Source organism: Nonomuraea sp. NPDC050202 (assembly GCF_040656115.1).
Taxonomy (GTDB): Bacteria; Actinomycetota; Actinomycetes; order Streptosporangiales; family Streptosporangiaceae; genus Nonomuraea.
Genome location: NZ_JBFALF010000059.1, coordinates 13,883 through 27,848, shown reverse-complemented (window position 1 = coordinate 27,848; position 13,966 = coordinate 13,883). Strand labels below are relative to the sequence as shown.

Below are 13,966 nucleotides of genomic sequence, written 5' to 3'. Positions count from 1 at the left end.
AGCTTCTCCAGCACTTGTGACTCTTCGTGTTCCGGGATATGCCTAACCGAATCTAGCGGGCAGTGGCGAGCCATCGGCTGACTGCGGCCATGGCAGTCCTTTCGCTGTCGGAGTCGATGCGGGCGGCGAGGTCGGGGATCGTGACCTGGTGCAGAGGGTCCGCCCAGGCGTACCGTCGTCGAACCCGATGCACAGGTTCGTCCAGTCGCCAGCGAGCTTGTCCCAGGCGGGAACGGCGAGGCGGGCGTCATGCTCGCCTGGCGCGGCGAAGAAATGACGACTGGACGTCAGCAGGGGGCCTGGTGCCGGTGTGGGGCGGCTATGTGATGCGGCAGCGTGCAGCTGCGGCGCGAGCCTCGGCCGCGATTCGTTCTGCGGACTCTCGGCGGATGCCACCAACGGGCCAGGCGGTGCCCGACACCTCCACGGCCATCAAATGCCGGTGCAGCCGCCGCCCGCCGGCGCGCACGGCCTTGGCGGCGGCAGGGTCGACGAGGTCGATCATCGCAGCGGCGAGCATCCACCGCGACCTCCACCGGGCGATCGCGATGCCCCGATCGGCGCTGGTCATGGCCTTGCGCATGTCCGCCCGCAACTGGGGGAGTGTGGTGATCAGGCTTGCTGCCGCCTGATGCGCCAGCCGCCGGCCCGGCCACGCTTTGACCCGGAGCCTTCCCCATCGCCTGGCGCCGCCGGTGATGGCCGCGGCCACCTCAGCCCAGGTGATGCTTGCACGCATGTCCCGGACCCTACGCGCGAGCGCCCCAACAGAAGATCAAAAACGGCTCCCGCCACCATCAAGACGACGTTCCCGTCTTACAGACGTTCCAGTCCGGTCGACCCTGCCGGGTTGTGTTTGGAGCGCACCGGGGCAACGAGGACTGGCAGAACACGGCCCATCGGCTGGCCGCTGGGGGTGGCCTCAGTGCACAGGCCGGCTGCGGTGCGGCGCGTACGAGCTCTGCGGGGAGACAGTGCCGACGCAGGTCCAGTGCGGCCGCCACTCGGTAGGCGCGTGGCGCCTCCGCTCCGGGGGCAATCCGAGCACGCCGGCTGGCTGTGCCTGATCTGTGCAGGAGCCTGGCCTGCTGCGGAGCCCTGATGATCTGGGAGGCCAGCAGGTGGTGGTCGGCGACCTGGCCCGATGGTTCGCTAGGCTCGGCGCATCACCCTGCTGGCCCCCGATCGACCAGGAGAAGCATGCACCTTGCCCACGACGGCGATGAAGGCCTTCCTGCGGAGGTGTCCGCGGACCTGTTTCGGCTTCTTACGGGAGGCTGGGCCATCACCGGCCTGCAGCTCGCCAGCGGAGAGACGGGCCCGGCGTACCTGGTCAGCGCCTCAGCGGGGGAGTGGTCACTGCTGTCCAGCTATTCTCGCGACGCCGGGATCGCCGCCGCATGGACGGCCAGCTTGTACCGTGGCCTGGATGAGTACATCGTGCTTGATCGGCAAGAGTTCATCACCATCGTCGGTGGAACGCACAAGGACCTGATGCGTGCTTGGGCGAACAAGGAGCACCAGCTCGAGGTGCCGGAAGAGCACGAGGACGGGCCGGCAGGCGATGAGCCAGCCGGGGCCGACGGCTTGGAGCGGCTGAGCTTCACCGGCTTCATGACCATTCGAGGCAACAGCGCCGTCTACGCCGAACTGCTCGGCCGTAAACAGCAGTTCGGCCGTTTCGTCATCAACGCTGACGCTCTGCTCGGCCTTGATGAGGGTTCGTTCATCGAGGTCAGCTGAGCTGCGTTGATGCTCACGCGCAGATCCAGCGCATGCCGCCTGCCCGGTGGCGACGCTTCCGAACGGCCCGGGCCGGACGCGTCGACCTGGTGGCGGGAACGTGGGGCACCGGCGGAGCAGGCGACTGCAGCGCGAGGTCCAGCGGAGAACAGCGACGGGTGACGGCGGAGTGCCGGGCTCGTGTGTATCGGCTCGGCCTGCCCTGTTGGATCGCTTCTTCTGGCGAGCCGCACGTTCGGCCCCCACCACGGTGCCGTGGGCCGCAGGGGCCGCAGGGGCCGCGTGTGGCGGCAGGGCGGACGCCGCTCCTCAGGGCAGGAAGAAGATCACGCGCGCAGGCGTTCGACGGTACGTTCGTCGAGCTGTTGGGCGCTGCCCACGCCACGCGCGCGGAAGCGCGCGAGGTCGCGACGCATCCGGGCGACGGCCTTGCGGGTGCGCGCGGAGGTGACGCCGTCCATCTAGTCCAGGGCCCGTGACCAGGTAACACAGGCTTGTTTCGATGCTGCCTTGAGCGAGAAGGGGCTCAGCTTCCGCGACCAAGTCCAGGGCGATGATGCGCGCGTAGGTGGTGGCGGGGCGGCAGGCCGCTGCGCGGGCGAAGTGCTCGGCCGTGTTGCGCAGGTCGCCGAGAATCTGGAACGCCTTGGCCGAGCGCGACCACACAGTGCCTTGCGGCGGTCCCCACGCTTGTGCCCAAAACGGCAGGTCGGTGTCCTGGTCGCGAGTGAGAAGGTCATGGGCTCGCTGGATTTCGTCCATGGCCCTGCGCCGCTGTCCGCTCGTGGCCAAGGCGCTGGCGTGAGTGATGCGAAACAGCGCCTCGGTGGCGGGATCGACCTTGCCGCCGGCGCGGTCCAGCCCCTCTTTCGGCCAGGCCGAGGCAGTGTTCGGGGTGCCGAGCTTGAGGCCCTGCATGGCCATCGTGCGCAAGATGAACCCGTCGTGGCCGCTCACGCCGGATTCGACGGCCAGCGCGTACGAGTGCAGGTAGTAGCGCTGAGCCAGGCCCTGCTGCCGGCGTCGTAGCTTTCCAGCCGGCCAGGTGTACGGCTCGAGCGGCGGCTGAGAGCAACTGCCGGCGGGCTTGTTCGGTGCGGAAGCGAGCTCGGCACAGTGGGGCCACGTCGTCGCGGAGATATTGGATCCATGCGGTGCGGCCGTGCTGTCCGCCGTGACGTTCGTCCATGGCGGTGAAGGCGGTCACCATGTCGCGTACGGCGGTGACTTCTGCCATGCCGACGGTCAGGCCACCGTGAGCCGCCGCCGGTGGTGCGGGTGGCGATCTCATGTACCTGCTGGAGGGGGAGCGCGGCGGCGGCGACCGAGTAGGCGGAAGCGCTCAGGAAGTGTCGTCGGTCCACATCGCCTCTCCGCAGCGGCGTCAGTGCGTCGATCGGGTCGATGTCGAGGGTCAACCCGATCGTGTCATCGATGTGCCCGTCGGCGGGAGCCCATCCGAGTCCATCTTCGGTGATGATGCGGCCCAGACGGCGCGACAGGGCCGCAGCGAGATGATGGCGAGTCTTCTCGGCCGGGCGGCTGCCACTGATCCAGCGCTCCACGGCGGACTTGTTGGCGCGCTCGGCCGCGGCCTCGACCTGGCCGCCCTGGCCGCGCAGTTGCGCGCCGCTGGCGCCGGCCTGGAGTTCCTCACCGGTGAGGTGCAGGGCTCCCGCGATCCGGCCGGCGCGGTGCTACCCAAGCAGCGAGGCAGGTACAGAGCCCTGACGATCATGGAGTTGCGACGCTCTTTGATCACGGATGGTGCCTTTCTTAAGTACACCCGCTCACTCGGCGGCCACCGTCGCCTGCCACGCGCCCGGGCGCATGCCTGTCGCCTTCCGGAAGAACACCGAGAAGTTGGACGCGTCGGAGAAGCCGAGCGTGTTGGCGCAGGCGGCCGCGGTGAGGCGGTCGTGTGCGAGGAGCCGTTTGGCTTCCAGGACGATCCGATCGACGATGTACGCCTTCGCGCTGCGGCCGGTGACCTGCTGCACCGCTCTTGTGAGGGTGCGGGGCGCGTATCCCAGTGTCCGGGCGTAGTAGCCGGCGTCGTGATGTTCCCGGAAGTGCGCGTCGACGCTGGACCGGAACAGTCGGAACACCGGATTGATCGACCGTGCTTCGGCGTGGGGGGGCCGTAGCCGGGCGATGAGCGCGGAGAGCAGGATCTCGGGCAGCTCCGTCGAGATATCCCCGGGTGGGGCGGATGCTTCGAGGAGGAGATGGTCGCGCGCGGTGTCGACGAACGGCCAGTCCGCGTCGGAAATGCACCAGTGTGCGACCAGGTCCGGGGACGCGACGAGCTCCCGGGTGGCGTGGGTGACCGGCGCGGTCGGCACGAACAGCACGACGTGCCCAGCCACGCCAGCGATGTCATCCCATCGGTGCACAGCCCCAGGAGCGACCCACACCGCGGACCGCTCCTGGAGCGGGTGTCGGAGGAAGTCCACGGTGACGGATCCGTGCCCGGCATCGACGACGGCGAGGACGTGGAAGTCGGCACGCTGTGTCCCGCCGTCATTCAGCTCGCGAAGGCGGTCGAACGTCATGGTTTCGACAGTGGCGGCATGGCGCCCGACGGGCTGGTAGGTCATCTGCCGGATCACGGTCATCTGTCCAGTTTCCACCATCAGGTGACCGGTCGTGCCGATGCCCTGGCACAGCGGAAGAGATTGGATGAACACACAGAACAACCACCTCAGCACCTTGATCAAGAGAGTCTCGATGAACACGACGCAGCAGCCGCTACTGCCCGCTTATGACCACCGGCCGGGGACCGGACCGACCCTGGTGTTTCTGCACTACTGGGGTGGATCCGCCCGCACCTGGGACCTCGTCGTCGACCGCCTCGCGGGACGCGACATGCTCACTGTCGACTTCCGCGGGTGGAGCCGCTCGAGCAACCTGGCCGGCCCCTACACCCTCCGCCAACTCGCCGACGACACGCTCGCCGTGATCGCCGACGCGGGCGTCACCGAATACGTCCTCGTCGGACATTCCATGGGTGGCAAGATCGCGCAGCTCATGGCGGCGACCCGGCCCGCCGGCCTTCGCGCGATCATCCTCGTCGGTTCCGCTCCGGCGAAGCCCGCCGTAGAGATCACTCCCGAGTACCGGGAAGGCCTTTCCCACTCCTACGACTCCGACGAGTCCGTCGCTGACGCACGGGATCACATCCTCACCGCGACAGAGCTGCCCGAAGCGATCAAGTCGCAGATCGCGACCGACTCGCGGGCCAGCACCGACGCCGCCCGCACGGAGTGGCCGCTGCGCGGCATCGCGGAGGACGTCTGCGAGCACACCCGCATGATCAGCGTCCCCGCCCTCGTCGTCGCCGGGGAGAACGACCATGTCGAGCCCGTCGACGTGCTCGCCAACAACCTGGTGCCCTACCTCCCCGGAGCCGACTTCATGGTGATTCCGAACACGGGTCACCTGATCCCGCTGGAAGCTCCGGCCGACCTCGTCGACGCAATCACAGCCTTCGCACCAGCCTGAAAATCGACTTCGTCCACGATCACCCGCGGGACGCCCCGCCCCGTGACAGCGCGAGGCCGAGGCCCGGCCCTCCCGCGGTGATACGCACCCCGCCAGACCTGCTTGCCGCGGCCGACCGGGGCGACAAGCAGGTCGGCCTCACCGCCCGGCGCCGTGCCGAGACACCTCAGCAGGTGGGGCCCGTGTTCATGGACTACCTGCAGGCCGGTGACGTTGAGGATCTACTGTCGCTCCACGAGCCGACAGCGGCGGCTCCACCGCCTCGCGGACCGGGAACGTCTGCGGACCAAGGGCGAACCCGCGGCATGGCCATATGGCCTCTGACCTGATGGTCGTGGACACCAGCCGACGACCAGCGCGAATAGTTCTCCTGCCCCTCACATCAGAGCCGTGACCAGCAACTTCACAATGCACACCACTCATTGGGGAGACCTGTGCCTGTGCTGCCATCATGGCTGACCGAACCGCTTTGGGACCAATCCGCGTCCCTGCTGCTGTATGCGGCCGCAGTACCACCCGGACGATCCGCTGGGCTGCCACCGCCCACGCATCAGCGACCGGATCATCTTCGACAGAATGCTGCAACTCCTGCGCTTCGGCTGCTCCTACCAGGCGATCGCCGACACGACCTGCTCGGCCACCACGATCCGCAACCGCCGCAACGAGCGGATCCGTCTCGGCGTCTTCGCCAGGTTCAAGCAGATCGCGCTGGAGTCCTACGACCGGATCGTCGGCCTCGTCCTCGACCAGATCGCTGTCGACGGCTCCATCGCCAAGGCGCCCGGAGGCGGCGAGGTGGCCGGTCGCTCGCCGGTCGACCGCGGCAAACAGGGCCTGAAACGCTCAGGCATGACGGACGGGTACGGCATTCCACTGGGCCGCCTCCTGGCCGGAGCCAACCGCCACGACTCCCCATTGCTCGCCCCGACCCTGGACCGCTTGGACAACCTCCGGCCGTTACCCGACGACATCACCGTGCACCTGGACGCCGACTACGACTCGGACAAGACCCGCGCGCTGCCCCATCCGATGACGATGCCATCGTCTCTTTCGGGCTGTTGGCCTCTTTCCGCAGGTGAGAGCGAGATGCGTGGCCCCGGAGCACATGGAACCCGAGATACCGATTGGTCTCCGTGGCCGCCAGTCCCCGGTCAGCGTGACTGTGCGGCCAGCGCCCGGCGAACAGCGCGTGTGTCTTCGCGAACTGCCGCCAGGCGCTCCTTTTCTGCCCGGTTCACGGCAAGCACCTGCTCGATCACCTCGGGCGACTCGGCGACCGCGAAGGTCCACGGCGGCGGCGCGGTACCTCTGCCGTGTTGCCGCCTGATAGTGATCGACGTGCGTGGTCGCCATCCATGCCGGCACGCGCGGCATCGCGACGATGTCGGCGTGGGTGCGGTAGTCCGGCGCAGGATGTCGAGCAGCCACGCGGTGGCCGACCGCACCCGTTCCGGGTCGTCGGGTGGCAGCACCTGCGACGGCCACCCGGGCGGCGCCAAGCGAGCGGGACCGGTTCCCTCGGCGGCGCTCTCGGGGGTGTGCTCGACGTGCTCCACGACCGCTTCGATCGCGGTGTAGTCCGTGCCGGGCATGCGCCGGATTCGAGCTTCGGGAAGCCGCGCAGGTTCGTGATCGACGAGTCTGCGTTTGAGGCCGGTCTCGGTCTTGACCCAGGAGACGAGGGCTTCGCGGGTTCGCCCGGCAGGACACGGAGGCCATGCAACCAGCCGGCCCGGGTCCGGGAGAATCTTCACCGGTTGCGGTGCGGGCGCCGCCATCAATCCCGCCCCTTCTAATCGAAAACTGGTTCGATCAGGGTGGCGCGAGGATCCCCTTGGGGTTGTCGGGTCCGGGCGTGATCTTGCCATGCGTGCGAGAGGCGCCTCACCGGCTCGACTCGGCGTCTCGGCGGCCCGCGAATTCAACCGAAGACCGCCCATACGTCTATGCAAAGCCAACTACCCACGTATTTCTGCAAGCTGACCGTTTCGGCGCGATAGCGTTCAGCAGAGGGGGTTGCTCATGCAGCAGGATGGGGCGGGGCTGGTCAGCGTACTCAGCATGGTCGCTACCGTTATTGCCGTCATCGGCCTCGGAAACTTGGCGGTGTCCTTCTTCAAGGAACGCAAACGGGACCAGGCGACCTCAGTTGCCCTCAGGGATGCCTTGAGAAAGGCTGAACAAGCCTTGGCCGACAGGCAAGAGGATCGGCTTTCGCTTCCTCAGCTTTGGGAGGTTACCCATAGACGCCTTGACTACTACCACCAAATCGCTACGAGCCAGGCCAGGCAGAGCTTCAGGAATGCCCAAGTTGTCATGGGCATCGGTTTCCTCATCCTCGTCGTGTTCGCTGGTTTGGCGATAGGCGCGCCCGATCCCACCAGCAGCATCGTTACGGGTGTCCTCGGCGCAGCCTCCACCGCCTTCGCCGCCTACCTCAGCCGCACATTCGTGCGCTCGCAGGAGAGCGCTGCCAGCCATCTGCGCGCCTACTTCGGCCAGCCACTGGAGTTTTCTCGCTATCTCGCGGCTGAACGCCTTGTCTCAGAACTACAGACCCTGGAGGAGGGTGAGCATGCCAAGCTCACGGCCGACCTCGCGCGAGCAATAATGACGTCCACACCAGCTGAGGGCAACACGGCGGACCTCTCTGACCATCGGAGGTGAGGCGCTGAGATCGACTCCCGGCGCCTCACTTTGCGAGTGACATGGCCATCAGACCAGGTCAGTTAGGCCGCGAGCCCGGCCACCATGATGAGCGTTCCGCGCGTGCCGACAGGTCCTACATGCTGCCATCAGGCGATGATCATTTATGTTGGCGGAGATCATCAGCGGTGGTCTCCGCACGCCGTTCCAACTGAGATGGAGGAGTCGGGCTCGGTCGGGGGTGGCGTGTGAGCGACACCATGAAGCTGTCCGACCGGGAAGTGCGAGGTGAAGCATGACCACGCGTGGAGACAGCGGCCGGATGCGGTGGGTGGGCGACGGCTGTGTGGTTGGTGCGTGTTACTCGCTGTCGTGGGGCTTCGTGGACGGCATCGTGGAGGACTACGACCTCAACCCGGACGATCATCCGAAGATGATGGATGTCATGCAGCAGAGCGTGGGCGAGGCCATCATCGACACCATCCTCCAGGTGCTCGATGACAACGCCCACGACCCGGGCCAAAACGAACGCCTCCAAGTTCGCACTGGGCACGAACCGCATCTCACCGTCCGGGAAGCACTCGCCGACAGCGGGCACGCCGCAGCGTCCCAGCCGCCGGTGCCGTCAGGGTACGAGCTGCCAGTCTCGTCGGTCTGGGCCAGCGCCGTGACCACGATGTCCGGGTGAATCTCGGCTTGTAGCCGAGCGGCGGCCTCAGCGCGCGGTCGCCGATGAACACCGGGCAGTCGTTGTTCGTCCGCCACAGCACGTAGCATCGCGGTCGGGCGCGGTCCTGTAGACGATGAGGCTCATCCGGCCTCAGCCTCTTCGTCGTCCCCGCCCCGAGAGCGAGCCGGCCGCCGGAGTCCACCTCAACTCGGCTCGCCAGCATGGCCAGAACTGGGGCATGGACAATCTCCAGATCGGTGGCGGCGCGCTCCAGGTTGTCGGCCGCGTCCTTGGTCGAGCACCACGGCAAACGCGAGGTCGTTCTCGGGCTCCTCCTCTTGCTCCCGGGCGGAGCACTCCGGGTAGTGGCCAAACACCACGTCGCGCGGCGACACGGTGTTGTTCGACTCCAAGAGGAGATTGAACGCCATGGGGGTGCGCATCCCGCACGGCTTGTGGATCAGGTCTTCCCGGTCAGCTCGTCAAGGCCTCCGGGATGGGCCTTTCCAGGGCCTCGACGGCGCACGAGGGCGTCGGACAGGCGGCGGTGGTACGAGATCTGACCGGTGACGGTGCTGTCCTTGTCCGCCAGCTGGCCGGCGAGCTTGTCGCGTGTGCGGCAAGATCGACTCAAGCTTCGCAGCCGGCATCTCCACGCTCTCCGCCGACATGCTCATACCAGAGCATCGGCCGCGAACCCGGGATGCTACGCGTTATTTCTCTGCAGGTCCTTAGGCATTCGCCCGGCGGAGGCGTTCGGCTGCCTGTGCCCGCAGCGCATCGCCGCCCGCCGGGGGGCCACCGCACAGTGCCATCTCCCGGGCATTGTAGGCAGCCATCCACACGCTGGCCGCCCATGCGATCTCCAGCTCCACGGGCGTGAACAAGCGCCCCCGAAAGTCCTGATAGGCCGCCAGGAAGGCCGCGGAGCTCTCGATCGGCGCCAGCGTCGGCGACCCGGCACTGGCGAACGACCCGCTCGCCGCACCCACGAGCGCCGCCTCCGGCTGCCACGCCAGGCTGTCCCAGTCATGCACCGCCCACACCTGCCGCCCCTGCCACCGCAGGTTCTGCGCCTCGAAATCGGCGTGGCCGAGCACGCACGGCAGACCAGCGGTCAGCAGCCGCCCCCGGGCCCGCTCAGCCGCCTGGACAATGTGCTCGGACACGACACTCTGGTCCAGGTCGTCGAGGAAGTCCATCGCCGGCCACGTCCCAGAACCGGTCTCGTCCCAGCGCACCCAGGGCGGATTTGGCAACGGCGGCGCGACGATCACACCGGCGAGTTCGGCCATCAGCCGAGCGAACACCTCCGCGCAACGCACGGCCAGGTCCGGCGAGTCCCCGTGCAGCACCTCGCCGCCGGGCCGGAACTCCTCAGCGTGCACGGCCAGCGCACCGACACCGACCACCGGCGTCAGCGGCCGGGCACACGGAAACCCGCGCTCGGCCAGCCGGGCCTGCGCCGCGACACACGACGCCGCCCGGCCTTCGTCGGCGCGCGCCTTGACCACGACGTCCCGGCCACCGGCCAACCGCAGACCGAACACCATCGAGACCTGCTGCGACCGGAACAACACGTCGGAGGGTCCGCTGCCCAGATGGTCAAGACACCAAGCCGGCAACCAGTGCGGCAACTCGTTCAGGGGCACGCTCATGACTGTGCCAAAGACGCCGAACCAGCGGCCAGGACTGCCGGGCAGAAAGGCATCGCAGGGCTTGTCCACGCCGATGTCGTGGGAGACAACCAGGGCCGTGAACAGGTCCTCTATCCCGGCCGGCCGCAGCGCCAGGGGGCGGTCCTGGTGGGCTCCCGCGTTGGAGGCCAGCACCAGGCTCCACCCTTCCATGCGGAGCTCACGTACGGCCGCGACCGCGCCAGTGTCGACTGGTTGTTGCATGTGCTCTGGTGGGAAGCGATCCGAGTGGGTGAGGGCGCCGCCGTAGTTGATGGCAAGGGCCGAGAACCGTACGGCTCCGTCCTTGTTCACGCCGGTAGAAACGAAAGTGCAGGGCCGAGCCGTGATCCGCGGCCCGGCCCTGGCCACGTGATGGCGACTGCTCTTGGAGACGGCTCTCGGCTGAAGCCGTCTCCGTCAGGTGGGCTACGAACAGAGACCGGCCTTGGCCGGCGCCTCCTCCGTCGGCTCCGGCTTCACCGGCTCGGCGCGCGGCATGCTGTCGATGTCGAAGCCGCTCTCCTGAACCTGCATGACGAAGGCCTGCCACGCCTCCTCCGGGACCACCAGGGGGCCCTTCTTGCCCGTCCGTGGTCCACAGCGACGCCTCACCGCGGACGATCTCCACTGGATGTCTCCCGTGGGCCGCTCCTCGCTGGCCGTGAGGTCGGCCCCCAGGCACTGCCAGGGTCCTTGGACACCTGCAGCGCGTCGGCGCCGAAGCGGATCTCCACGTGATCGTTGGCGCGTTGCGCGATGAGCTCGAGGTTATCGCTCTGTCGTGACGTCATGATCATGCCCTCTGTGCGGGCTTGCCGGATGACGAAACCGTGAACGACCGATCCCTCCGAGCGGTGGGGCCGTGACGTGCACGGATGGAATTGTCGGCAGGCGCAGACTCAGGGCCGAGCATCGCGTGCGCCCACGGGGCCACGCATCAGGCCCGTGGACGGCCGGTCCGAGATTACGGCCAGCCTTCCCGCCTGACGAGCGCACGCGGCCTTTCTCACTGCACGGAGCATCGACTCAAGCTCATGCTCGCTTCGTGAACTGCGCGCGTACCCACAGGTAGCCGAGCAACGAGAGCCCGACGCACCCAGCGATGGCCATGATGACCTGGCCCGCCGACGGCGGGCCGGTCAGCAGGCCGCGCAGGGTCTCGATGAGCGGGGTGAACGCGGCCGCCTCCTGTGCCGTCCGACCGCTCAGTCACCTACCTGGCAACGGGCAGCCCGCTGACCCGTCGGTCCGTCTCCCACACGGAGATGCCTCATGACCACGTATCGGCACCGGCCTTCTCGCGCCCATGCCGCGCCGCTGCTCTTGCCCGGCTCCTGCCGGGCACCCCTGCTTCCCGTAGCCGGCTGGATGGTGGCCCGCGGCAGCCACAGGAGCTCCGAGCCGTGAGGCTCCCTGGCTCATGGCGGTCGCTCTACGTTCCTTACGTACCTGACAACATCATCTTGCTTTGACCTGCGGAAAGAGGCCAGACCAAAGATGACGATGGCTGCTTCGGCGGTGATGCGTGCGGAGGTCTGCTCGCCCAGGCGCACATGGCGGCCGAGGCCGGCAAGGTGCTGGTGGCGGCTCTTGGCCTGCAACTCCGGGGCGGTACGCCTGGCCTGGGCGAGATGCTGCAGCGCGCTGTGGCGAAGCTGGTGGGTGGACTACGTGGCCGGCCACGGCGACCCCATCGGGCTTTGTCAGCGCGGGCGATCGTCCGCGCGCAGGATGTCGATGATCTCGTCCACCGCAGGACCTCGCCCCGGTGTCGCCTTGGGCGCGGTGATGGAGACCTTGGCCTGCCAGTCCCAGAACCGCGTGGCCAGGCGCACCGAGCGGATCCGGTTGTCCCCCAGCCCGATGGAGTCGGCCTTCGTGGTCGTCCGGAAGTGCCAGACGAGCCGGTCCGGCAGGCCACGGTCGTCGTACAGGTATTGCCACCAGATCTCGTCCGTGCCAACGGCCGAGGTGCCCGCCGCCTCGCGGAAGGTGGGGGAGACCCGGTAGAGCTCCTTGAGGGTGATCGTGCCGCTACGGGTGTAGATGCGCTGGTTGCGGCCGCTGGTGCGGTTCTTGTGCCAGGGCGTGACCGATGAGCGGTCCGCGGTGGACAGCAGCTTGGTCAGAGTGGCCGGCTCCAGCACGTTGATGATCTGGTCGCCGTACGCTGCGGCGCCCCCGCCGGCGCGGCCGGTGCGGAGCCACGTGCGGGCTTTCGGTGGCAGGTGGTAGAGCCAGCCCCTTGTGCTGATCATGCGGGTCGTCCCAGCGGATTTGAGCAGGCCGGCGAAATAGGCGTCTCCCTTGGCCGCCTCCTGCTTCATCAAGGACTGTCCGCTCAACTGCACCACGCGGGTGATTTCGGAGGCCGTCACGCCGGTGGGGCCCAGTTGGAGCTTGCCGGTGCCCTTCAGGCCGACACCGCCGGATATCTGCTCACGAGTGGCGTCGTTCTGCCAGAACAGATCGGTGCCGGTGCTGCCGAGAAACTCCAGCGTGACCCCGGCATTGCGGGCCAGAAGGGCCCGTACGGCGGCCACCGGGTCGGGAGCGGCGGCGGCGGCATGGGCGGTCGCGGGGACCGCGGTGGCGAGAGCCAAGGTTGCTATGAGGGCTTTCATGTCCTGTCCAGGGAGGGGCGCCAAGATCGCCGCCCATTGTGGCGGAGTGTGGAAGGGCTGTCGATTTCTTGACTGCCGGTCGACGTTTGATCTGAGCTCTCGAGCGTTTCGCCAGGCCGCCGAAAAGGAGTGATCGCCCAGTGAGAGCCTCTCCGTGGCGGTGGTGGGCGCGGGCCGGTCGGACTGATCACCGCTCGCTGGACACCAAGGCTTGGGACGATCCTCACCCGCACTCTGGAGGGGGTCAGCCCACATGGGGTCGAACCCACATTCACGATCTTGTAGGGCGGCGACCGGCCAGGCGCGCGTAGACATGAGCACGTCCCGCAACTGCGTGCGATCACGCGAGGGGAACCGCCGATCGAGGACGGCCACGCGGGCGCGTCGGACGTGACCGGGCTGGGGATCGCCTGGGACCGGGACGTCCTGGACGATCTCTGGGTGGCCATGGAAGATGTCCGGCCAATGTCCGGTCGCCGCCCTGGGACGCGCGCGGGCGCCAAGGCAGGTTGAAGGAGAGAGCCGAACCCGCCCTGAGAGGAAACACATGCGCGTTCGCACAGCCCTCGCCGCCGCCAGCATGGCCGCCCTCACACTGGCCGCCTCCGCCCTCCCCGCGCAGGCCGCAGGGTGGATCTACGTCGGAACGTTCGACACACAGGCGAAGTGCAATTTCGACCGGTCGGTGAGACACGCACAGGGATATCCCACCGACCCCACCACTGGCTGCTATCGCTTCAGCACCGGCTATTACTTCTTCTATTACGCCTGATCGGAGAGGACTCATCGTGTACGCCAAAACCACCTTCGTTAGGACCGCGCTCCTGGCCGGGGGCCTCATCGCGGCAGTTCTCGCCCCCACGGCGGCCACCGCGGCCACCACCACGGCGTCAGGCGCCCAGGCGGCCTTCGCCTGCGCCACCCCCTGCGACTGGTACTCCGGGTCGGTATCTGCCAGGATCACCGCCCTGAAACTGGCGGAGCAGCAGGCCGTGTATCTCATGCAGATCGGCTACACGATCATGACCACCGAGGCGCAGATGCAGGCGGACGCCTCCTCCTGGAAAGGACACGTGCGCTACCACGGCTGATCCGAGGTC

General features: G+C 67.7%; 12 protein-coding genes and 1 pseudogene. 7 read left to right on the top strand and 6 right to left on the bottom strand.

Annotated elements, in window-relative coordinates; translation table 11 throughout:
* Positions 1 to 319 precede the first annotated feature (319 nt).
* Positions 320 to 739: a hypothetical protein gene (locus tag AB0I79_RS59390; protein WP_357894288.1), complete on the bottom strand. Its 420-nt coding sequence runs from the start codon at positions 737 to 739 to the stop codon at positions 320 to 322.
* Positions 740 to 1,200: 461 nt separating this feature from the next.
* On the opposite strand from AB0I79_RS59390, the gene AB0I79_RS59385 reads away from it, so the two are divergent.
* Positions 1,201 to 1,743 (top strand): hypothetical protein, encoded by a 543-nt coding sequence (locus tag AB0I79_RS59385; protein WP_357894285.1) that lies wholly within the window; start codon positions 1,201 to 1,203, stop codon positions 1,741 to 1,743.
* A 309-nt stretch (positions 1,744 to 2,052) separates the two neighbouring features.
* On the opposite strand, the gene AB0I79_RS59380 is transcribed toward AB0I79_RS59385, so the two are convergent.
* A complete protein-coding gene (locus AB0I79_RS59380; protein WP_357894282.1) occupies positions 2,053 to 2,667 on the bottom strand; it encodes a hypothetical protein in 615 nt (204 codons plus the stop codon).
* An 866-nt stretch (positions 2,668 to 3,533) separates the two neighbouring features.
* Positions 3,534 to 4,454: a helix-turn-helix transcriptional regulator gene (locus AB0I79_RS59375; protein WP_357894334.1), complete on the bottom strand. Its 921-nt coding sequence runs from the start codon at positions 4,452 to 4,454 to the stop codon at positions 3,534 to 3,536.
* 19 nt (positions 4,455 to 4,473) lie between these two features.
* Here AB0I79_RS59375 and AB0I79_RS59370 point away from each other — a divergent pair, with 19 nt between their 5' ends.
* The 4 genes and pseudogenes from AB0I79_RS59370 (at position 4,474) to AB0I79_RS59355 (ending at position 8,581) form a co-directional block, all read left to right on the top strand.
* Positions 4,474 to 5,247 (top strand): alpha/beta hydrolase, encoded by a 774-nt coding sequence (locus tag AB0I79_RS59370; RefSeq protein WP_357894279.1) that lies wholly within the window; start codon positions 4,474 to 4,476, stop codon positions 5,245 to 5,247.
* A gap of 434 nt (positions 5,248 to 5,681) precedes the next feature.
* Positions 5,682 to 6,261: pseudogene (locus AB0I79_RS59365) on the top strand (transposase); the annotation flags it as partial.
* A 1,008-nt stretch (positions 6,262 to 7,269) separates the two neighbouring features.
* Positions 7,270 to 7,914 (top strand): hypothetical protein, encoded by a 645-nt coding sequence (locus AB0I79_RS59360; protein ID WP_357894276.1) that lies wholly within the window; start codon positions 7,270 to 7,272, stop codon positions 7,912 to 7,914.
* Positions 7,915 to 8,275: 361 nt separating this feature from the next.
* Positions 8,276 to 8,581 carry a hypothetical protein gene (locus tag AB0I79_RS59355; protein WP_357894273.1) on the top strand — a complete coding sequence of 102 codons (306 nt, stop codon included), beginning with the start codon at positions 8,276 to 8,278 and terminating at the stop codon, positions 8,579 to 8,581.
* A gap of 713 nt (positions 8,582 to 9,294) precedes the next feature.
* Here AB0I79_RS59355 and AB0I79_RS59350 read toward each other — a convergent pair.
* The 3 genes from AB0I79_RS59350 to AB0I79_RS59340 all read right to left on the bottom strand — a co-directional run bounded on the left by AB0I79_RS59350 (position 9,295) and on the right by AB0I79_RS59340 (position 12,785).
* The gene (locus AB0I79_RS59350; RefSeq protein WP_357894270.1) at positions 9,295 to 10,554 is read right to left on the bottom strand and encodes a hypothetical protein; all 1,260 of its coding nucleotides are present in this window, start codon (positions 10,552 to 10,554) and stop codon (positions 9,295 to 9,297) included.
* Positions 10,555 to 10,668: 114 nt separating this feature from the next.
* Entirely contained in the window at positions 10,669 to 10,809 is a 141-nt protein-coding gene (locus AB0I79_RS59345; protein ID WP_357894268.1) for a hypothetical protein, read from the bottom strand.
* A gap of 1,136 nt (positions 10,810 to 11,945) precedes the next feature.
* Positions 11,946 to 12,785 (bottom strand): hypothetical protein, encoded by an 840-nt coding sequence (locus AB0I79_RS59340; RefSeq protein ID WP_357894265.1) that lies wholly within the window; start codon positions 12,783 to 12,785, stop codon positions 11,946 to 11,948.
* 628 nt (positions 12,786 to 13,413) lie between these two features.
* Between AB0I79_RS59340 and AB0I79_RS59335 the strand changes: the two genes are divergently transcribed.
* Positions 13,414 to 13,638 carry a hypothetical protein gene (locus AB0I79_RS59335; RefSeq protein ID WP_357894262.1) on the top strand — a complete coding sequence of 75 codons (225 nt, stop codon included), beginning with the start codon at positions 13,414 to 13,416 and terminating at the stop codon, positions 13,636 to 13,638.
* 16 nt (positions 13,639 to 13,654) lie between these two features.
* Entirely contained in the window at positions 13,655 to 13,957 is a 303-nt protein-coding gene (locus AB0I79_RS59330; RefSeq protein ID WP_357894259.1) for a hypothetical protein, read from the top strand.
* The last annotated feature ends 9 nt before the right edge of the window (positions 13,958 to 13,966 follow it).

Bases quoted from the DNA above. Each gene is read 5' to 3' on its own strand.
- AB0I79_RS59390 (WP_357894288.1), bottom strand. From the start codon at position 739: ATGCGTGCAAGCATCACCTGGGCTGAGGTGGCCGCGGCCATCACCGGC.
- AB0I79_RS59385 (WP_357894285.1), top strand. From the start codon at position 1,201: ATGCACCTTGCCCACGACGGCGATGAAGGCCTTCCTGCGGAGGTGTCC.
- AB0I79_RS59380 (WP_357894282.1), bottom strand. From the start codon at position 2,667: ATGGCCATGCAGGGCCTCAAGCTCGGCACCCCGAACACTGCCTCGGCC.
- AB0I79_RS59370 (WP_357894279.1), top strand. From the start codon at position 4,474: ATGAACACGACGCAGCAGCCGCTACTGCCCGCTTATGACCACCGGCCG.
- AB0I79_RS59360 (WP_357894276.1), top strand. From the start codon at position 7,270: ATGCAGCAGGATGGGGCGGGGCTGGTCAGCGTACTCAGCATGGTCGCT.
- AB0I79_RS59335 (WP_357894262.1), top strand. From the start codon at position 13,414: ATGCGCGTTCGCACAGCCCTCGCCGCCGCCAGCATGGCCGCCCTCACA.